Origin of the sequence: Herbaspirillum seropedicae (genome assembly GCF_001040945.1) — a bacterium.
GTDB lineage: Bacteria > Pseudomonadota > Gammaproteobacteria > Burkholderiales > Burkholderiaceae_D > Herbaspirillum > Herbaspirillum seropedicae.
In genome coordinates this window covers 131,657-148,110 of sequence record NZ_CP011930.1, presented here as the reverse complement: position 1 = coordinate 148,110, position 16,454 = coordinate 131,657, and the positions used below count along the sequence as shown (strand labels likewise).

The 16,454-nt window shown below is 58.0% G+C and carries 31 protein-coding genes; all 31 read right to left on the bottom strand.

The features are described from left to right. Positions 1 to 8: 8 nt before the first annotated feature. On the bottom strand, positions 9 to 356 hold the full coding sequence (gene cutA / locus ACP92_RS00705) for a divalent-cation tolerance protein CutA (protein ID WP_013232191.1): 348 nt from the start codon (positions 354 to 356) through the stop codon (positions 9 to 11). A 147-nt stretch (positions 357 to 503) separates the two neighbouring features. After that, positions 504 to 899, bottom strand: a complete 396-nt coding sequence (rplQ, locus tag ACP92_RS00700) for a 50S ribosomal protein L17 (protein WP_008334167.1) — start codon at positions 897 to 899, stop codon at positions 504 to 506. A 187-nt stretch (positions 900 to 1,086) separates the two neighbouring features. Further along, on the bottom strand, positions 1,087 to 2,064 hold the full coding sequence (locus ACP92_RS00695) for a DNA-directed RNA polymerase subunit alpha (RefSeq protein WP_006464909.1): 978 nt from the start codon (positions 2,062 to 2,064) through the stop codon (positions 1,087 to 1,089). A gap of 106 nt (positions 2,065 to 2,170) precedes the next feature. Then, a complete protein-coding gene (rpsD, locus tag ACP92_RS00690; RefSeq protein ID WP_013232190.1) occupies positions 2,171 to 2,794 on the bottom strand; it encodes a 30S ribosomal protein S4 in 624 nt (207 codons plus the stop codon). Positions 2,795 to 2,956: 162 nt separating this feature from the next. Continuing rightward, on the bottom strand, positions 2,957 to 3,361 hold the full coding sequence (gene rpsK, locus ACP92_RS00685; protein ID WP_006464911.1) for a 30S ribosomal protein S11: 405 nt from the start codon (positions 3,359 to 3,361) through the stop codon (positions 2,957 to 2,959). A gap of 42 nt (positions 3,362 to 3,403) precedes the next feature. Next, positions 3,404 to 3,769, bottom strand: coding sequence for a 30S ribosomal protein S13 (gene rpsM, locus ACP92_RS00680; RefSeq protein ID WP_006464912.1), 366 nt, complete (start codon positions 3,767 to 3,769; stop codon positions 3,404 to 3,406). A 28-nt stretch (positions 3,770 to 3,797) separates the two neighbouring features. Next, on the bottom strand, positions 3,798 to 3,911 hold the full coding sequence (gene rpmJ, locus ACP92_RS00675; RefSeq protein ID WP_013232189.1) for a 50S ribosomal protein L36: 114 nt from the start codon (positions 3,909 to 3,911) through the stop codon (positions 3,798 to 3,800). 30 nt (positions 3,912 to 3,941) lie between these two features. Next, positions 3,942 to 4,160 carry a translation initiation factor IF-1 gene (gene infA / locus ACP92_RS00670; protein ID WP_005663428.1) on the bottom strand — a complete coding sequence of 73 codons (219 nt, stop codon included), beginning with the start codon at positions 4,158 to 4,160 and terminating at the stop codon, positions 3,942 to 3,944. Between the two features lie 33 nt (positions 4,161 to 4,193). After that, the gene (gene secY / locus ACP92_RS00665) at positions 4,194 to 5,525 is read right to left on the bottom strand and encodes a preprotein translocase subunit SecY (RefSeq protein WP_013232188.1); all 1,332 of its coding nucleotides are present in this window, start codon (positions 5,523 to 5,525) and stop codon (positions 4,194 to 4,196) included. A gap of 19 nt (positions 5,526 to 5,544) precedes the next feature. Then, positions 5,545 to 5,979 carry a 50S ribosomal protein L15 gene (gene rplO / locus ACP92_RS00660; RefSeq protein WP_006464915.1) on the bottom strand — a complete coding sequence of 145 codons (435 nt, stop codon included), beginning with the start codon at positions 5,977 to 5,979 and terminating at the stop codon, positions 5,545 to 5,547. A gap of 26 nt (positions 5,980 to 6,005) precedes the next feature. After that, a complete protein-coding gene (rpmD, locus tag ACP92_RS00655; RefSeq protein ID WP_006464916.1) occupies positions 6,006 to 6,185 on the bottom strand; it encodes a 50S ribosomal protein L30 in 180 nt (59 codons plus the stop codon). 10 nt (positions 6,186 to 6,195) lie between these two features. Continuing rightward, entirely contained in the window at positions 6,196 to 6,714 is a 519-nt protein-coding gene (gene rpsE, locus ACP92_RS00650) for a 30S ribosomal protein S5 (protein ID WP_006464917.1), read from the bottom strand. Positions 6,715 to 6,726: 12 nt separating this feature from the next. After that, positions 6,727 to 7,089, bottom strand: coding sequence for a 50S ribosomal protein L18 (gene rplR, locus ACP92_RS00645; protein WP_008334143.1), 363 nt, complete (start codon positions 7,087 to 7,089; stop codon positions 6,727 to 6,729). Between the two features lie 12 nt (positions 7,090 to 7,101). Beyond that, entirely contained in the window at positions 7,102 to 7,635 is a 534-nt protein-coding gene (gene rplF / locus ACP92_RS00640) for a 50S ribosomal protein L6 (protein WP_006464919.1), read from the bottom strand. Between the two features lie 10 nt (positions 7,636 to 7,645). After that, positions 7,646 to 8,041, bottom strand: a complete 396-nt coding sequence (rpsH, locus tag ACP92_RS00635; RefSeq protein WP_006464920.1) for a 30S ribosomal protein S8 — start codon at positions 8,039 to 8,041, stop codon at positions 7,646 to 7,648. A gap of 14 nt (positions 8,042 to 8,055) precedes the next feature. Beyond that, entirely contained in the window at positions 8,056 to 8,361 is a 306-nt protein-coding gene (rpsN, locus tag ACP92_RS00630) for a 30S ribosomal protein S14 (RefSeq protein ID WP_008334139.1), read from the bottom strand. 7 nt (positions 8,362 to 8,368) lie between these two features. Then, positions 8,369 to 8,908 carry a 50S ribosomal protein L5 gene (gene rplE, locus ACP92_RS00625; protein WP_006464922.1) on the bottom strand — a complete coding sequence of 180 codons (540 nt, stop codon included), beginning with the start codon at positions 8,906 to 8,908 and terminating at the stop codon, positions 8,369 to 8,371. A 5-nt stretch (positions 8,909 to 8,913) separates the two neighbouring features. Next, complete coding sequence (rplX, locus tag ACP92_RS00620) at positions 8,914 to 9,228, bottom strand: 50S ribosomal protein L24 (RefSeq protein WP_013232187.1); 315 nt, start codon at positions 9,226 to 9,228, stop codon at positions 8,914 to 8,916. 9 nt (positions 9,229 to 9,237) lie between these two features. Further along, positions 9,238 to 9,606: a 50S ribosomal protein L14 gene (gene rplN, locus ACP92_RS00615; RefSeq protein WP_006464924.1), complete on the bottom strand. Its 369-nt coding sequence runs from the start codon at positions 9,604 to 9,606 to the stop codon at positions 9,238 to 9,240. Positions 9,607 to 9,802: 196 nt separating this feature from the next. After that, on the bottom strand, positions 9,803 to 10,075 hold the full coding sequence (rpsQ, locus tag ACP92_RS00610) for a 30S ribosomal protein S17 (RefSeq protein ID WP_006464925.1): 273 nt from the start codon (positions 10,073 to 10,075) through the stop codon (positions 9,803 to 9,805). Further along, positions 10,072 to 10,266, bottom strand: a complete 195-nt coding sequence (gene rpmC / locus ACP92_RS00605) for a 50S ribosomal protein L29 (protein WP_006464926.1) — start codon at positions 10,264 to 10,266, stop codon at positions 10,072 to 10,074. Before rpmC ends, rpsQ begins: the two co-directional genes overlap by 4 nt. 13 nt (positions 10,267 to 10,279) lie before the next feature. Next, positions 10,280 to 10,699, bottom strand: coding sequence for a 50S ribosomal protein L16 (rplP, locus tag ACP92_RS00600; RefSeq protein ID WP_008334136.1), 420 nt, complete (start codon positions 10,697 to 10,699; stop codon positions 10,280 to 10,282). Positions 10,700 to 10,701: 2 nt separating this feature from the next. Beyond that, positions 10,702 to 11,520, bottom strand: a complete 819-nt coding sequence (gene rpsC / locus ACP92_RS00595) for a 30S ribosomal protein S3 (RefSeq protein WP_013232186.1) — start codon at positions 11,518 to 11,520, stop codon at positions 10,702 to 10,704. A gap of 9 nt (positions 11,521 to 11,529) precedes the next feature. Then, positions 11,530 to 11,862 carry a 50S ribosomal protein L22 gene (gene rplV / locus ACP92_RS00590; RefSeq protein WP_008334132.1) on the bottom strand — a complete coding sequence of 111 codons (333 nt, stop codon included), beginning with the start codon at positions 11,860 to 11,862 and terminating at the stop codon, positions 11,530 to 11,532. Between the two features lie 6 nt (positions 11,863 to 11,868). Next, positions 11,869 to 12,144, bottom strand: a complete 276-nt coding sequence (gene rpsS / locus ACP92_RS00585) for a 30S ribosomal protein S19 (protein WP_007875308.1) — start codon at positions 12,142 to 12,144, stop codon at positions 11,869 to 11,871. 10 nt (positions 12,145 to 12,154) lie between these two features. Continuing rightward, a complete protein-coding gene (gene rplB / locus ACP92_RS00580) occupies positions 12,155 to 12,982 on the bottom strand; it encodes a 50S ribosomal protein L2 (protein ID WP_006464931.1) in 828 nt (275 codons plus the stop codon). After that, positions 12,982 to 13,299, bottom strand: a complete 318-nt coding sequence (gene rplW, locus ACP92_RS00575; protein WP_006464932.1) for a 50S ribosomal protein L23 — start codon at positions 13,297 to 13,299, stop codon at positions 12,982 to 12,984. The genes rplB and rplW overlap by 1 nt, the downstream gene beginning before the upstream one ends. Further along, on the bottom strand, positions 13,296 to 13,916 hold the full coding sequence (gene rplD / locus ACP92_RS00570; RefSeq protein WP_006464933.1) for a 50S ribosomal protein L4: 621 nt from the start codon (positions 13,914 to 13,916) through the stop codon (positions 13,296 to 13,298). Before rplD ends, rplW begins: the two co-directional genes overlap by 4 nt. A gap of 3 nt (positions 13,917 to 13,919) precedes the next feature. Further along, entirely contained in the window at positions 13,920 to 14,588 is a 669-nt protein-coding gene (gene rplC / locus ACP92_RS00565) for a 50S ribosomal protein L3 (RefSeq protein ID WP_013232185.1), read from the bottom strand. Positions 14,589 to 14,739: 151 nt separating this feature from the next. Continuing rightward, positions 14,740 to 15,057 (bottom strand): 30S ribosomal protein S10, encoded by a 318-nt coding sequence (gene rpsJ, locus ACP92_RS00560; RefSeq protein WP_006464935.1) that lies wholly within the window; start codon positions 15,055 to 15,057, stop codon positions 14,740 to 14,742. A 98-nt stretch (positions 15,058 to 15,155) separates the two neighbouring features. Then, entirely contained in the window at positions 15,156 to 16,346 is a 1,191-nt protein-coding gene (gene tuf / locus ACP92_RS00555; protein WP_008334097.1) for an elongation factor Tu, read from the bottom strand. Positions 16,347 to 16,454: the final 108 nt, after the last annotated feature.

The window sequence follows — 16,454 nt, the reverse complement described above, 5'->3', positions numbered from 1 at the left end:
CGGGGCGCCTATACGCGCAAGGGACGGGCGGTCTCGTCCTGCATCCATGCCAGGTAGGCAGGCAGGCCCGCCGTGATGGGCAGGGCAATGACCTCGGGCACATCATAGGGATGGGCTTGCAGGATGGCCTGCTCCAGCTCCTGGTAGCGGGCCTGTGTGGTCTTGATGAAGACGGGGACTTCCGTGTCGCGCTGGACCTTTCCTTGCCAGCGATAGACCGACTTCACGGGTGGCAGGATGTTGACGCAGGCAGCCAGGCCTTGCTCCACCAGCGCATCGGCGATACGTTCGGCCAAGGCCTGGTCCGGCAGGTTTGCCAGCACCAGCAGCGGCTGGTTCAACAGGGAAGCAGACATCGGAAATCTCCTTGCAGATGCCGTATTCAACCACATCCTGAGCTGCGGCGTCGCCATACAAGCTCAGGACATCAGCGAAAACTGCCGCGCCAAATAAAAAAGCCAGGCAAGGCCTGGCTTTTTCTTGGTGATGCGACGTCCGTGAGATTACTCAGCGGTCGGGGCGTCAGCAGCGTCGGTGACTTCCGGACGATCGACCAGCTCGACGAAGGCCATCGGTGCGTTGTCGCCTTGACGGAAGCCCATCTTCAGGATGCGCAGGTAGCCGCCGTTACGGGCAGCGTAGCGCGGGCCCAGTTCGGAGAACAGCTTGCCGACGATTTCGCGGTCGCGCAGGCGGTTGAAGGCCAGGCGCTTGTTGGCCAGGGTGTCGGTCTTGCCCAGGGTCAGGATGGGCTCGACGACGCGACGCAGTTCCTTGGCCTTCGGCAGGGTGGTCTTGATGGCTTCATGACGCAGCAGGGACACGGTCATGTTGCGCAGCATGGCCAGACGGTGGGACGAAGTACGATTCAGTTTGCGGAGACCGTGACGGTGACGCATGGTAATTTCCTTTCAGGTTACAGTTTTGATCCAGTTCTTCTATCGGCAGGCCAGCCAGGCTGTCCGGACCGCGGACCGGTAAATGACGGATAAGAGTTCTTTGCTACGGTACGACGGATACTTCAGGTCTTGCCTCATGCCAGCCTGGCCGGCGCGGCTTGCGCCGCGACCCGCCAGGTGACGTGAATTACTTTTCCAGACCGGCCGGCGGCCAGTTTTCCAGCTTCATGCCCAGGGTCAGGCCACGGGAAGCCAGGACTTCCTTGATTTCGTTCAGCGACTTGCGACCCAGGTTCGGGGTCTTCAGCAGTTCGTTTTCGCTGCGCTGGATCAGGTCGCCGATGTAGTAGATGTTCTCGGCCTTCAGGCAGTTTGCCGAACGGACGGTCAACTCCAGGTCGTCGACCGGACGCAGCAGGATAGGATCGACCTGCGGTGCGCGCGACGGTGCTTCTGCAGTCGCTTCGGTGCCTTCCAGGGCAGCGAACACGTTGAGCTGATCGACCAGCACACGAGCCGACTGGCGAATCGCTTCTTCCGGGGTGATGACGCCGTTGGTCTCGATGTTCATGACCAGCTTGTCCAGGTCGGTACGCTGTTCCACACGCGCGGATTCGACCGCGTAGGACACGCGACGCACCGGCGAGAACGAGGCATCCAGAATGATGCGGCCGATGGTCTTGTTGGTGTCTTCGGACAGACGACGCACGTTACCGGGCACATAGCCACGGCCCTTTTCGACCTTGATCTGCATGTCCAGCTTGCCGCCACCGGTCAGGTTGGCGATGACGTGATCCGGGTTGATCAGTTCGACGTCGTGCGGCAGATCGATATCGGAAGCCAGGACGGCGCCTTCGCCTTCCTTCTTCAGGGTCAGGGTGACTTCGTCACGGTTGTGCAGCTTGAAGACCACGCCCTTGAGGTTCAGCAGGATGTCCACGACGTCTTCCTGCACGCCGTCCAGGGACGAGTATTCGTGCACCACACCAGCGATGGTCACTTCGGTGGGAGCGTAACCGCTCATGGTCGACAGCAGCACGCGACGCAGCGCGTTGCCCAGGGTGTGACCATAACCACGCTCGAACGGCTCCATCACGACCTTTGCGTGACCGGGGGCCAGGGTTTCCACTTCGATGATGCGGGGCTTCAACAAACTGTTTTGCATGAATTGTCCTTTTCAATACCCTCGGCTCGTTACACCGATAAGGCTGATGGCAGTTCGGAAAAATGCCCACCATGAGGTGGGCACAGGGGTACGGCGGTACTACGAATTAACGCGAGTACAGTTCGACGATCAGCGATTCGTTGACGTCGGCAGCAATTTCGCTACGGTCCGGCGAGGACTTGAAGGTGCCTTCCAGCTTCTTCGAATCCACGGAAACCCACTGCGGGAAACCGTTCGACTCGGCCAGCGACAGGGCTTCGGCGATACGCACTTGCTTCTTGGCCTTTTCACGCACGGCGATGACGTCGCCTGCCTTGACGGAGTAGGAAGCGATGTTCACGACTTGACCGTTCACGGTCAGGGCCTTGTGGGACACCAGCTGACGCGCTTCAGCGCGGGTCGAGCCGAAGCCCATGCGGTAGACGACGTTGTCCAGGCGCGATTCCAGCAGCTTCAGCAGGGTTTCGCCGGTGTTGCCCTTGCGGCGGTCGGCTTCAGCGAAGTAGCGGCGGAACTGGCGCTCGAGGACGCCGTACATGCGCTTGACCTTCTGCTTTTCGCGCAGCTGGTTGCCGTAGTCGGAGGTGCGGGCGCCCGAGGTGCGGCCGTGCTGACCCGGCTTGGAATCCAGCTTGCACTTGGAATCCAGCGAGCGGCGTGCGCTCTTCAGGAACAGGTCGGTGCCTTCGCGGCGGGAGAGTTTTGCTTTCGGTCCGATATAACGTGCCACGGTATTTCCTTTATCAATGACGTCCCATGTTGCCGGACGCTAGTCTGACCTGCATGCGGCCAGACAGTGGTCTTAAGAACAAAACCCGCCAAGGTGATTGGCGGGTGATTTGCCTGCGCTTTTGCCTGACGAACAGGCGAAAGCGCAAGATTATACTACAACTTAGATGCGACGGCGCTTCGGCGGACGGCAGCCGTTGTGCGGGACCGGGGTCACGTCCTGGATCTGGGTGATCTTGATACCCAGGTTGTTCAGAGCGCGCACTGCGGATTCACGGCCCGGGCCGGGGCCCTTGATACGCACTTCCAGGTTCTTGATGCCGCATTCGATGGCAACCTTGCCGGCGCTTTCAGCGGCGACCTGGGCTGCGAACGGAGTCGACTTGCGCGAACCCTTGAAGCCAGCACCACCCGAGGTCGCCCACGACAGAGCGTTGCCCTGACGGTCGGTGATCGTGATGATGGTGTTGTTGAACGAAGCGTGAACGTGCGCGATGCCTTCAGCAACGTTCTTCTTAACTTTCTTACGAACACGCGATGCTGCTGCGTTGTTGGGGGACTTTGCCATAATTTCTTCCTTGAATCCGACCAGTGCTTGCGCCTGCCGGGATTATTTCTTCAGCGATTGAGCGGCCTTGCGCGGACCCTTGCGAGTACGGGCGTTGGTGCGGGTACGTTGACCACGGACCGGCAGACCACGACGGTGACGCAGACCGCGGTAGCAACCCAGGTCCATCAAACGCTTGATGTTCATGGACAACTCACGGCGCAGATCGCCTTCCACGACGAACTTGGCAATTTCGTCACGCAGCTTTTCCAGCTCGTTATCGTCCAGGTCCTTGACCTTCTTGTTGGTCGGAACGCCGGTAGCAGCGCAAATGTCTTGTGCGCGCGGACGGCCAATACCATAGATGGCGGTCAGGCCGATCACGGTGTGCTGATGGTTGGGGATGTTGACCCCTGCAATACGTGCCATTCGTTATTCCTCGATCAATAACGTTAAGTTAACCCTGGCGCTGCTTATGGCGGGGTTCGGTGCAGATCACGCGAACGATGCCATTGCGCTTGATGATTTTGCAGTTGCGGCAGATCCGCTTGACTGATGCGAGCACTTTCATTGTGGCCCTCTTTCTTTCAATGTTTCACTGTTACTTGGTTCGGAACACGATACGTGCCCGGCTCAAATCGTAAGGCGTCAGTTCCACCGTTACCTTATCGCCGGGCAAGATACGGATGTAATTCATGCGCATCTTGCCGGAAATATGGCCGAGTACAACGTGACCGTTTTCCAACTTAACCCTGAATGTCGCGTTGGGCAGATTTTCAAGAATCTCGCCCTGCATCTGAATAACGTCGTCTTTTGCCATTCCGTGTCTTCTTCCTCTGGAGCATGAGCCCGCTTATCGCGGTGTCATGCCACCCTTGAAATTAGCTTTGCGGAGCAACGATTCATACTGCTGCGACATCACATAGTTCTGCACTTGGGCCATGAAATCCATCGTCACGACCACAATGATCAGCAGCGATGTGCCACCGAAGTAGAACGGCACCTTCCAGCGTGCGATCAGGAACTCTGGCAGCAGGCACACCAAGGTGATGTACACGGCGCCGGCCAGGGTCAGGCGCATCAGGATCTTGTCGATATAACGCGCGGTCTGGTCACCCGGACGGATACCCGGAACAAAAGCACCACTCTTCTTCAGGTTGTCTGCCGTTTCCTTGCTGTTGAACACCAGTGCGGTGTAGAAGAAGCAGAAGAAGACGATAGCCACCGCATACAGCAAAGCATGGATCGGTTCGCCTGGTGCCATCGATGCCGCCAGATCCTTCAGGAAACGAATGAAGGGGTTCGACGTATCACCCGATGTGAACCAGCTGGTGATCGTGGCCGGGAACAGAATGATCGACGATGCAAAGATCGGCGGAATCACACCAGCCATGTTCAGCTTCAGGGGCAGGTGGCTGCTTTGACCACCGTAGATCTTGTTGCCGACCTGACGCTTCGCATAATTCACCAGGATCTTGCGCTGGCCACGTTCGATGAAGACCACCAGGAACGTCACCAGAGCCACGATCACGCAGATCAGGATTGCCGACAGAGCGTTCATCGAACCGGTACGGACCAGTTCGAACAAGCCACCCAGAGCATTCGGCAGACCTGCCGCAATACCAGCGAAAATGATGATCGAGATGCCATTGCCCAGACCACGTTCAGTGATCTGTTCACCCAGCCACATCAGGAACATCGTACCGGTAATCAACGTCACCACCGTAGTCAGACGGAAGGCCAGACCCGGATCCAGCACCAGGCCGGCTTGCGATTCCAGCGCCACCGCAATGCCCAGCGCCTGGAAGGTCGCCAGCACCAGGGTGCCGTAACGGGTGTACTGCGTGATCTTGCGACGACCGGCTTCACCCTCTTTCTTCAATGCTTCCAGCTGCGGCGAAACCACCGACAGCAGCTGCATGATGATCGATGCCGAGATATACGGCATGATCCCCAGTGCGAAGATCGTGAAGCGCGACAGGGCACCACCGGAGAACATGTTGAACATGCCCAGAATGCCGCCCTGATTCTGCTTGAACAGCTGCGCCAACTGCGTCGGATCAATACCCGGAACCGGGATATGTGCACCGATGCGATAAACGATCAACGCCCCCAGCAGGAACCACAAACGACCCCAGGGGAATCCTTTTGCGGCGCCTTTCGCTAATTGAGGAGTAGTTGCCAATTAATGCTCCGGGACCGGATCACTCAGCGATGGAACCACCGGCTGCTTCGATAGCGGCCTTGGCACCAGCGGTTGCGATCAGACCCTTGACGGTTACCTTCTTGGTCAGTTCGCCAGCCTTGATGATACGCACGACACGAGCCAGTTCCGACACCAGGCCGGCTTGCTTCAATGCCAGCACGTCGATCTCGGCGACGGGCAGCTTTTCCAGGTCGGACAGGCGCACTTCAGCCTTGTACGGCGTTGCCAGCGACTTGAAACCGCGCTTGGGCAGACGACGTTGCAGGGGCATCTGGCCGCCTTCGAAGCCGACCTTGTGGAAACCGCCCGAACGCGACTTCTGACCCTTGTGGCCACGGCCGGCCGTCTTGCCCAGGCCAGAACCGATACCACGACCGACGCGACGCTTAGCGTGCTTTGCGCCTTCTGCGGGTTGGATAGTGTTTAATTGCATGATTCGCTCCGTTCGCAAGCCGCGGCTTACGACACAACTTTCACAAGATAGGACACTTTGTTGATCATGCCGCGCACCGACGGGGTGTCTTCCAGTTCGGACACCGAGTTGACGCGACGCAGACCCAGACCGCGCACGGTAGCGCGGTGGTCCTGACGAGTACCGATCAGACCCTTGACCAGCTTGACTTTGATTGTGTTAGCCATCTCGATCACCTTAGCCCAGGATTTCTTCGACCGACTTGCCGCGCTTGGCAGCAATTTCAGCCGGAGTGTTCATCTTCGACAGACCGTCCAGGGTGGCACGGACCATGTTGTAGGGGTTGGTCGAACCGGTCGACTTGGCCACCACGTTGGTCACGCCCATCACCTCGAAGATCGCGCGCATCGGACCGCCGGCGATGACGCCAGTACCGTCCTTGGCCGGCGAGATCATCACCGAGGAGGCGCCGTGCTTGCCGATGACGGTGTGTTGCACGGTACCGTTCTTCAGGGTCACCTTGATCAGCTTGCGACGTGCTTCTTCCATCGCCTTCTGCACGGCCACGGGCACTTCCTTGGACTTGCCCTTGCCCATGCCGATACGGCCATCGCCGTCACCGACCACTGCCAGCGCTGCGAAACCCATGATGCGGCCGCCCTTCACCACCTTGGTGACGCGGTTGACCGCGATCATTTTTTCGCGCATGCCGTCATCAGGCTTGTCGCTTTGCGTTTTCGATTGCATTTTTGCCATGATCGATAATCCTTAGAACTTCAGGCCGGCTTCACGCGCAGCCTCAGCCAGCGCCTTGACGCGACCGTGATAACGGAAACCGGAGCGGTCGAATGCGACTTCAGTCACACCGGCCTTCAGAGCCTTCTCCGCCACGCGCTTGCCGATCAGGGCAGCAGCGGCAGCATTGCCACCCTTGCCGGTCTGACCTGCCAGCTGGGCGCGGACTTCTGCTTCCAGGGTGGAGGCGGAAGCCAGCACGTTGGCGTCGGGGCCGATGACGCTGGCGTAGATGTGCGTGTTGGTACGGTGCACAGCCAGACGATTCACCTTCAGTTCTGCGATCTTGGCGCGAGTCTGAGTCGCACGGCGCAGGCGAGATTGTTTCTTGTCCATCGTCAACCCCTATTACTTCTTCTTGGTTTCTTTGAGCGTCACCACTTCGTCAGCGTAGCGCACACCCTTGCCCTTGTAGGGCTCGGGTTCGCGGTACGCGCGAATTTCAGCGGCGACCTGGCCAACCACCTGGCGATCGATACCCTTGATCAGGATTTCGGTCTGGGTCGGGGTCTCAACCTTGATGCCAGCGGGCATCTGGTGAACGATGGGGTGCGAGAAGCCCAGCGACAGGTTCAGCTTGTCGCCTTGTGCTTGTGCACGGAAACCCACGCCAACCAGGTTCAGCTTCTTTTCGAAGCCCTTGGTGACGCCGTTGACCATGTTGTTGACCAGAGCACGCAGGGTGCCCGACATCGCGTTGGCTTCGCGGCTGTCATCAGCCACTTCGAAGCTCAGCGAGCCATTGTTGTTGACCACCTTGACCTTCTTGGTCAGCGGTTGGGTCAAGGAGCCCAGCGGGCCCTTGACGGTGATTTGCTCTGCAGTGATGGTCGCTTCCGCGCCACTCGGCAGTGCAACAGGCATTTTACCTACACGAGACATCTTGCACTCCTTAGGCCACGTAGCAAATCACTTCGCCACCGACACCGGTTGCGCGTGCTTTGCGGTCAGTCATCACGCCGCGCGGGGTGGACACGATTGCCACACCCAGGCCGTTCATGACGTTGGGGATATCGTCCTTGCCCTTGTAGATGCGCAGACCCGGACGGGACACGCGCTCCAGGCGCTCGATGACCGGACGGCCAGCGTAATACTTCAAACCGATTTTCAATTCAGCCTTGCCATCAGCGGCAACCACGGCGAAATCTTCGATATAACCCTCGTCCTTGAGGACGTTGGCAATGGCGACCTTCACTTTGGAAGACGGCATGACGACGGTAGTCTTGTTCACGCCTTGCGCATTGCGGATACGGGTCAGCATATCGGCGATAGGATCGCTCATACTCATTGCTTCTTCTCCTATTACCAGCTAGCTTTGGTCAAACCCGGGATTTCGCCGCGCATGGCGATTTCACGGACCTTGATACGGCCCAATCCGAACTTGCGGAAAGTACCACGGGGACGGCCAGTCAGCGCGCAACGGTTGCGCTGGCGGGTCGGAGCGGAGTTACGCGGCAGCGCCTGCAGCTTCAGGCGGGCTTCGTAACGCTCTTCTTCCGACTTCGATTGGTCGTCGATAATAGCCTTCAACTCGGCGCGCTTGGCAGCATACTTCTTCACCATTTCTGCGCGCTTCTGTTCACGGTTAATCAGTGCCAGTTTTGCCATGGCATCCTCAGTTTCTGAACGGGAATTTAAATGCGGCGAGAAGCGCCTTCGCTTCGTCGTCGGTCTTTGCAGTCGTGGTGATGCTGATGTTCATGCCACGCAGTGCATCGATCTTGTCGTACTCGATTTCGGGGAAGATGATCTGCTCTTTCACACCAATGTTGTAGTTGCCACGACCGTCGAACGCACGACCCGACACACCACGGAAGTCACGCACGCGCGGCAGGGCCACGGTGATCAGACGATCCAGGAATTCGTACATGCGGGCGCCACGCAGGGTCACCATGCAACCGATCGGGTAGCCTTCGCGGATCTTGAAACCAGCGATAGCCTTACGAGCCTTGGTCACCACGGGCTTCTGACCAGCGATCTTGGTCAGGTCGCCAACGGCGTGCTCGATGATCTTCTTATCCGCAACTGCTTCGGACAGACCCATGTTCAGGGTGATCTTCAGGATGCGCGGAACTTCCATCACCGACTTGTACGAATACTTCGTAGTCAGATCGGCGACGACCTTATCTTTATAAAACTGTTGAAGACGTGCCATGATGTTTAAACCTTAACGACTTCGCCGTTGGACTTGTAAGCGCGGACCTTCTTGCCGTCCACTTCCTTGTAAGCCACACGATCTGCCTTGCCGGTCGCAGCGTTGAACAACGCGACGTTCGACACATGAATTGGCATCAGCTTATCGACGATGCCGCCAGTTGCACCAGTCATCGGATTGGGGCGGGTCGCCTTCTTAGCGACGTTCACGCCTTCCACGACGACATAATCGGTCCCGACGCGAGCAGTCACGACACCGCGCTTGCCCTTGTCTTTGCCGGTCAACACGATGACTTCATCGTTTTTACGAATCTTTGCCATGACCACTCCTTACAGAACTTCAGGCGCCAGGGAGACGATCTTCATGAAGCGCTCTGTACGCAGCTCACGAGTCACCGGCCCAAAGATACGGGTGCCGATGGGCTCCAGCTTGGCGTTCAGCAGGACGGCAGCATTACCATCGAACTTGACCAGCGAACCATCCTGACGACGCACGCCCTTGGCGGTACGAACGACGACAGCGTTATAAATTTCACCCTTCTTGACGCGACCACGCGGTGCTGCGCTCTTGACAGTAACCTTGATCACATCGCCAATGCCCGCATAGCGGCGCTTGGAACCACCCAAGACCTTGATGCACAGAACTTCGCGCGCACCAGTGTTGTCGGCCACTTCGAGCCGGCTTTCAGTTTGAATCATGATATTTTCTTTCCCAACTTAATCCGCTTCGCACGATGCGCTGGCGGTCAGTCTTGGTCCTGTTAGCAAGCGAACTCGCTAGTTAGGGGACGAATAGAGCTACTCTTGAGCCTTCCTCTGCAAACTTTGTTTTGCAAAGAAAGAGCTCGATATTATGGCAGCATAATATCGAGCACGCAAGTACTACATTTACTACTTAGACGATTTGTGCTTCCTGCACCACACGGGTCACAGTCCACGACTTCGTCTTGGAGATCGGACGGCTTTCGGTGATTTCCACCACGTCGCCGGCCTTCGCCGAGTTTTGCTCATCATGCGCGTGGTACTTCTTGGTGCGCTTGATGATCTTGCCGTACAGCGGGTGCTTCATTTGACGCTCGATTTCGACAGTGACGGTCTTATCCATCTTGTCCGACACAACTTTGCCAATCAGCGTGCGCTTGAGCGCTTGTTTCACTTGATCGTTCATTGTTGGCCATCCTTCGAGTTGATCACAGTTTTCACACGTGCGATGTCGCGACGTACCTTCTTCAGCTGTGCGGTATTGTTCAGTTGCTGGGTCGCAATTTGCATGCGCAGGCTGAACTGAGCTTTCAACAGCTCGCCCAGTTCCTTTTCCAGCCCTGCCTTGTCCTTACCGCGGAGTTCAGATGCTTTCATGTTCCGCTCCTAATTATTGACCGACTTGGCGAACAACGAAAGTCGTCGACAGCGGCAATTTGGCAGCAGCCAAACGGAACGCCTCGCGCGCCAGGGCTTCGTCCACACCGTCCATCTCGTACAGTACCTTACCCGGCTGGATTTCAGCCACGTAGTACTCCGGATTACCCTTACCGTTACCCATACGCACTTCTGCGGGCTTCTGGGAAATTGGCTTGTCCGGGAAGACGCGGATCCAGATACGACCACCGCGCTTGATGTGACGGGTCATCGCACGACGAGCAGCTTCGATCTGACGGGCAGTGATACGGCCGCGGCCGGTTGCCTTCAGACCAAAATCGCCGAACGAGACGGCGGTTCCGCGGGTGTGCGAAATGCCGGTGTTACGACCTTTTTGTTCTTTACGATATTTTCTACGTGCTGGTTGCAGCATGATTATTCTCCTGCTTTCTCAGCCGACACACCGGCATCGGCAGCTTGAGGACGACCACCGCCACGCTTTGCACCAGCGCCAGGAGCGCCAGTCTTGGAGCGGGGACGTGCACCCGGCTTGCCGTCGTCACGACGGGGGCCACGACGCTTCTTGTCGTCTTCCGGTTCGCCGACCAGCACCGGCGATTCGCCGTTTGCCAGGCGATCGCCCTTGTAGACCCACACCTTCACACCGATGATGCCGTAGGTGGTTTCAGCTTCGCCGAAGCCATAGTCGATATCGGCGCGCAGGGTGTGCAGGGGCACACGGCCTTCACGGTACCATTCGGTACGTGCGATTTCGATGCCGTTCAGACGACCCGAGGACATGATCTTGATGCCTTGGGCGCCCAGGCGCATGGCGTTCTGCATCGCACGCTTCATGGCGCGACGGAACATGATGCGCTTTTCCAGCTGCTGGCAGATCGAGTCAGCGATCAGCTGAGCATCGGCTTCCGGCTTGCGGATTTCTTCGATGTTGACGTGCACGGGCACGCCCATGAGCTTGGCCAGTGCCGACTTCAGCACTTCGATGTCTTCGCCCTTCTTGCCGATCACAACGCCCGGACGGGAGCTGTAAATGGTGATACGGGCGTTCTTGGCCGGACGCTCGATGACCACGCGGCCAACCGAAGCGTTCTTCAGCTTCTTCTTCAGGTAAGCACGGACCTTCAGGTCCTCGTTGAGCATGTCGGCAAAGTTGTTGTTGCCTGCATACCAACGCGAGCCCCAGTTACGTGTAACCGCCAGACGGAAACCGGTTGGATGAATCTTCTGTCCCATCGTGACTCCTTAGTTTCCGACGGTCACGTAGATGTGACACGACTGCTTGGAAATACGATCACCACGGCCCTTTGCACGCGCTGTGAAGCGCTTGAGGACCGCACCCTTTTCCACATAAATGGTCTTGACTTTCAGCTCGTCAATGTCGGCACCATCGTTGTGTTCGGCGTTCGCGATGGCGGACTCCAGAACCTTCTTGATGATGACCGCGCCCTTCTTGGGGCTGAAGGCCAAGATATTCAGTGCCTGATCAACTTTTTTACCGCGGATCAGGTCTGCAACCAGGCGGCCTTTCTGGGCCGACAGGTGCACACCGCGCAGAGTAGCTTTAGTTTCCATCATAGGACCTTATTTCTTAGCCTTCTTATCGGCTGCGTGACCCTTGAAAGTACGGGTCAGCGCGAATTCGCCGAGCTTGTGACCAACCATGTTTTCCGATACATAGACCGGCACGTGTTGCTTGCCGTTATGCACCGCGATCGTCAGGCCGATGAAGTCCGGCATGATGGTCGAACGACGCGACCAGGTCTTGATCGGCTTCTTGTCCTTGGTAGCCTGGGCAGCCTCAACCTTTTTCACCAGGTGGGCGTCGCAGAAAGGACCTTTTTTCAATGAACGTGTCATGTTTTATCCTTTATTTCTTGCCGCGACGCGAGACAATCATCGAAGTCGTACGCTTGTTGCTACGAGTCTTCTTGCCCTTGGTCTGCTGGCCCCACGGCGAAACCGGGTGACGGCCAGCGGCGGTCTTGCCTTCACCACCACCGTGCGGGTGATCCACCGGGTTCATGACAACGCCACGAACGGTCGGACGCACACCGCGCCAACGGGTTGCACCGGCCTTACCGATCTTGCGCAGGTTGTGCTCGCCGTTACCGACTTCACCGATGGTGGCGCGGCATTCGATGTGAACGCGACGCACTTCACCGGAGCGCAGACGAACCTGGGCGTAGGTGCCTTCGCGTGCCATCAGCACGACAGCGGCGCCAGCGGTACGGGCGATTTGCGCGCCCTTGCCCGGCAGCATTTCCACGCAGTGGATGGTGGTACCGACGGGGATGTTGCGGATCGGCAGGGTGTTGCCCGACTTGATCGGAGCTTCAGAACCGCTGATCAGCTGATCGCCAACCGACACGCCCTTGGGAGCGATGATGTACTTGCGCTCGCCGTCCGCGTAGCACAGCAGTGCGATGTGCGCGGTACGGTTCGGGTCGTATTCGATACGCTCAACCTTGGCAGGGATACCATCCTTGTTGCGACGGAAGTCGACAACACGGTAGTGCTGCTTGTGACCACCGCCGATGTGGCGGGTGGTGATGTGGCCGTTGTTGTTACGGCCGGCGGTCTTGGACTTCTTTTCGACCAGCGATGCCAGCGGACGGCCCTTGTACAGGTCGGGATTGACGACCTTGACCATGCCGCGCCGACCGGGCGAGGTCGGCTTCACTTTTACGAGTGCCATTATTTAGCCTCCTCGGTGAAGTTGATTTCTTGACCCGGCTTCAGGCTGACGAAAGCACGGCGGGTGTGGTTGCGGCGGCCCATGCCGTTGCGCGAGCGCTTCTGCTTGCCCTGACGGTTGGCGACTTGCACCGATTCCACTTCCACCTTGAACAGCAGTTCGACGGCGGCCTTGACTTCCAGCTTGGTGGCGTCCTTGGCGACCAGGAAGACGACTTGCTCGTTCTTCTCGGCGACAAAGGTTGCCTTTTCGGAGATCACCGGTGCCAGCAGCACCTTCATCAGGCGCTCTTCGCTATGTTTCACGATTGCGTTCATGCCAGCAACTCCTCAATCTTTGCCAGAGCCGGCTTGGTGATCAAGACATTCTTGAAGTACACCAGCGACACGGGATCAGCTTGACGCGGCTCGACCACCAGCACGCCCGGCAGATTGCGCGAGGCCAGCAGCAGCTTTTCGTCCAGGCTGTCGGTAATAACCAGCACCGATTCCATGCCCATGCCCTTCAGCTTTTGGGCCAGCAGCTTGGTCTTCGGGGCTTCGACGGCGAACTCTTCGACGACCGACAGGCGGCCTTCACGAGCCAACTGGGACAGGATCGAGCAGACACCTGCGCGATACATCTTCTTGTTGACCTTGTGGGTGAAGTTTTCGTCAGGCGAGTTCGGGAAGATACGGCCACCACCGCGCCACAGAGGCGACGAGGACATACCGGCACGTGCACGGCCAGTACCCTTTTGACGCCAAGGCTTCTTGGTGGTGTGGCTGACTTCTTCACGATCTTTTTGCTTGCGGTTGCCGCTACGCGCGTTGGCTTGGTAGGCAACCACGACCTGGTGGATCAGGGCTTCGTTGTAGTCGCGGCCGAAAATGGTATCCGGTGCGGCGACGTTCGAAGCAGCTTGACCTTGGTCATTCAGGAGCTTCAGTTCCATTGATTAAGCTCCCTTCTTCGCTTTGACTTTGACTGCCGGCGAAACGATCACTTGACCGTTCTTGGCGCCAGGAACGGCACCCTTCACCAACAGCAGCTGACGCTCTGCGTCCACACGGGCGATTTCCAGGTTCTGGACGGTGGTCTTGACATCACCCAGATGACCGGTCATGCGCTTGCCGGGGAACACGCGGCCCGGATCCTGCGCCATACCGATGGAGCCAGGAACGTTGTGCGAGCGGGAGTTACCGTGGGTCGCGCGACCCGACGAGAAGTTGTAACGCTTGATGGTACCGGCGTAGCCCTTACCGATCGACACGCCTTGCACGTCGACTTTCTGGCCAGCTTCAAACATGCCGATGCCAACGACGTCGCCTGCCTTCAGTTCGGCAGCCTTGGAAGCGTCAACACGGAATTCTTTGAGGACAGTACCTGCCTCGACGCCAGCTTTGGCGAAGTGGCCGGCGGCGGCTTTCACCACGCGCGAAGCGCGGCGTTGACCGAAGGTCACCTGAACAGCGGAATAACCATCCACTTCAGGCGTTTTGATTTGAGTCACGCGGTTGTTGGACACGTCCAGCACGGTCACAGGGATCGAATCCCCATCTTCCGTGAAGATGCGCATCATACCAACCTTGCGACCAACAAGGCCCAGGCTCATTGTTTTCTCCATTCCCGCCTGCGATTGGGCGGGGCTGATGTTCGTACTACCATAAATTATGGGCCTTGCAGACGCAAAACCCACATCGAAGCCGAGCATTATAGCCCGTAAAACAAAAGCGCACAACCGAGGTTGTGCGCTTTTCCAACACTATGCCAGCTGATTACTGCAGCTTGATTTCAACATCAACGCCAGCGGGCAGGTCCAGCTTCATCAATGCGTCAACCGTCTTGTCGGTCGGATCGACGATATCCATCAGACGCTGATGGGTACGGATTTCGAACTGATCGCGGGAAGTCTTGTTGACGTGCGGCGAACGCAGGACGTCGAAGCGCTGGATGCGGGTCGGCAGGGGAACCGGGCCCTTGACGACAGCGCCGGTACGCTTGGCGGTGTCAACGATTTCCAGAGCGGACTGGTCGATCAGACGATAGTCGAAAGCTTTCAGACGGATACGGATTTTTTGGCTAGGAACCGACATGATTTTCCTTTAAAGAACGAACCGGGGATGGGGATCATCCCCGGCGATGTTAAAAATGCGACTAGTGTTACCTGGTACTGCTGTTACTGATCCGACGATTAGTCGAAGATCTTGGCAACCACGCCGGCGCCGACGGTACGACCGCCTTCACGGATAGCGAAGCGCAGACCTTCTTCCATAGCGATCGGGTTGATCAGTTGCACGGTGATCGACACGTTGTCGCCCGGCATGACCATTTCCTTGTCCTTCGGCAGTTCGATCGCACCGGTCACGTCGGTGGTACGGAAGTAGAACTGCGGACGGTAGTTGTTGAAGAACGGGGTGTGACGGCCGCCTTCATCCTTCGACAGAACATAGATCTCGCCGGTGAAGTGCTTGTGCGGCTTGATCGAACCCGGCTTGGCCAGAACCTGGCCACGCTGCACGTCTTCACGCTTGGTGCCGCGCAGCAGCACGCCAACGTTGTCGCCAGCTTGACCTTGGTCCAGCAGCTTGCGGAACATTTCCACGCCGGTGCAGGTGGTCTTCTGGGTGTCAGCGATACCGACGATTTCGATTTCTTCGCCGACCTTGATGATGCCGCGCTCAACGCGACCGGTCACCACGGTGCCACGGCCGGAGATCGAGAACACGTCTTCCACCGGCATCAGGAAGGTACCGTCAACGGCACGTTCCGGGGTCGGGATGTAGGTGTCCAGCGCTTCGGCCAGGGCCATGATGGCTTGCTCGCCCAGGGGACCGGTGTCGCCTTCCAGCGCCAGCTTGGCCGAACCCTTCACGATGGGCAGGTCGTCGCCAGGGAACTCGTACTTCGACAGCAGTTCACGGACTTCCATTTCCACCAGTTCCAGCAGCTCAGCGTCGTCCACCATGTCAGCCTTGTTCAGGAAGACGATGATGTAAGGCACGCCAACCTGGCGGGACAGCAGGATGTGTTCACGGGTCTGGGGCATCGGGCCGTCAGCGGCCGAGCACACCAGGATCGCGCCGTCCATCTGCGCTGCGCCGGTGATCATGTTCTTCACATAGTCAGCGTGGCCTGGGCAGTCAACGTGTGCGTAGTGACGGTTTGCGGTTTCGTATTCGACGTGCGCGGTGTTGATGGTGATGCCGCGGGCCTTTTCTTCAGGCGCTGCGTCGATCTGGTCGTAGGCCTTCGCTTCGCCGCCGAACTTCTTCGACAGAACGGTTGCGATTGCAGCGGTCAGGGTGGTCTTGCCGTGGTCAACGTGACCGATGGTGCCGACGTTCACGTGCGGCTTGGTCCGTTCAAACTTGCCTTTTGCCATTTTAGATTTCCTTCAAAAGAACGATATGTTCGATGTTCAATATTCAATGATCGGCTGGTGATCCAGCCAGCGATCCGCCCCACACGGAACGGATCGCCCTTGCTGCAA

Bases quoted from the DNA above. Each gene is read 5' to 3' on its own strand.
- cutA (WP_013232191.1), bottom strand. From the start codon at position 356: ATGTCTGCTTCCCTGTTGAACCAGCCGCTGCTGGTGCTGGCAAACCTG.
- rplQ (WP_008334167.1), bottom strand. From the start codon at position 899: ATGCGTCACCGTCACGGTCTCCGCAAACTGAATCGTACTTCGTCCCAC.
- ACP92_RS00695 (WP_006464909.1), bottom strand. From the start codon at position 2,064: ATGCAAAACAGTTTGTTGAAGCCCCGCATCATCGAAGTGGAAACCCTG.
- rpsK (WP_006464911.1), bottom strand. From the start codon at position 3,361: ATGGCAAAGTCCCCCAACAACGCAGCAGCATCGCGTGTTCGTAAGAAA.
- rpsM (WP_006464912.1), bottom strand. From the start codon at position 3,769: ATGGCACGTATTGCAGGGGTCAACATCCCCAACCATCAGCACACCGTG.
- rpmJ (WP_013232189.1), bottom strand. From the start codon at position 3,911: ATGAAAGTGCTCGCATCAGTCAAGCGGATCTGCCGCAACTGCAAAATC.
- infA (WP_005663428.1), bottom strand. From the start codon at position 4,160: ATGGCAAAAGACGACGTTATTCAGATGCAGGGCGAGATTCTTGAAAAT.
- rplO (WP_006464915.1), bottom strand. From the start codon at position 5,979: ATGCAATTAAACACTATCCAACCCGCAGAAGGCGCAAAGCACGCTAAG.
- rpmD (WP_006464916.1), bottom strand. From the start codon at position 6,185: ATGGCTAACACAATCAAAGTCAAGCTGGTCAAGGGTCTGATCGGTACT.
- rpsE (WP_006464917.1), bottom strand. From the start codon at position 6,714: ATGGCAAAAATGCAATCGAAAACGCAAAGCGACAAGCCTGATGACGGC.
- rplR (WP_008334143.1), bottom strand. From the start codon at position 7,089: ATGGACAAGAAACAATCTCGCCTGCGCCGTGCGACTCAGACTCGCGCC.
- rplF (WP_006464919.1), bottom strand. From the start codon at position 7,635: ATGTCTCGTGTAGGTAAAATGCCTGTTGCACTGCCGAGTGGCGCGGAA.
- rpsH (WP_006464920.1), bottom strand. From the start codon at position 8,041: ATGAGTATGAGCGATCCTATCGCCGATATGCTGACCCGTATCCGCAAT.
- rpsN (WP_008334139.1), bottom strand. From the start codon at position 8,361: ATGGCAAAACTGGCACTGATTAACCGTGAACAGAAGCGCGCAGAAATG.
- rplE (WP_006464922.1), bottom strand. From the start codon at position 8,908: ATGGCACGTCTTCAACAGTTTTATAAAGATAAGGTCGTCGCCGATCTG.
- rplX (WP_013232187.1), bottom strand. From the start codon at position 9,228: ATGGCAAAGATTCGTAAAAACGATGAAGTCATCGTGTTGACCGGCAAA.
- rplN (WP_006464924.1), bottom strand. From the start codon at position 9,606: ATGATTCAAACTGAAAGCCGGCTCGAAGTGGCCGACAACACTGGTGCG.
- rpsQ (WP_006464925.1), bottom strand. From the start codon at position 10,075: ATGAACGATCAAGTGAAACAAGCGCTCAAGCGCACGCTGATTGGCAAA.
- rpmC (WP_006464926.1), bottom strand. From the start codon at position 10,266: ATGAAAGCATCTGAACTCCGCGGTAAGGACAAGGCAGGGCTGGAAAAG.
- rplP (WP_008334136.1), bottom strand. From the start codon at position 10,699: ATGCTGCAACCAGCACGTAGAAAATATCGTAAAGAACAAAAAGGTCGT.
- rpsC (WP_013232186.1), bottom strand. From the start codon at position 11,520: ATGGGACAGAAGATTCATCCAACCGGTTTCCGTCTGGCGGTTACACGT.
- rplV (WP_008334132.1), bottom strand. From the start codon at position 11,862: ATGATGGAAACTAAAGCTACTCTGCGCGGTGTGCACCTGTCGGCCCAG.
- rpsS (WP_007875308.1), bottom strand. From the start codon at position 12,144: ATGACACGTTCATTGAAAAAAGGTCCTTTCTGCGACGCCCACCTGGTG.
- rplB (WP_006464931.1), bottom strand. From the start codon at position 12,982: ATGGCACTCGTAAAAGTGAAGCCGACCTCGCCCGGTCGGCGCGGCATG.
- rplW (WP_006464932.1), bottom strand. From the start codon at position 13,299: ATGAACGCAATCGTGAAACATAGCGAAGAGCGCCTGATGAAGGTGCTG.
- rplD (WP_006464933.1), bottom strand. From the start codon at position 13,916: ATGGAACTGAAGCTCCTGAATGACCAAGGTCAAGCTGCTTCGAACGTC.
- rplC (WP_013232185.1), bottom strand. From the start codon at position 14,588: ATGGAGAAAACAATGAGCCTGGGCCTTGTTGGTCGCAAGGTTGGTATG.
- rpsJ (WP_006464935.1), bottom strand. From the start codon at position 15,057: ATGTCGGTTCCTAGCCAAAAAATCCGTATCCGTCTGAAAGCTTTCGAC.
- tuf (WP_008334097.1), bottom strand. From the start codon at position 16,346: ATGGCAAAAGGCAAGTTTGAACGGACCAAGCCGCACGTGAACGTCGGC.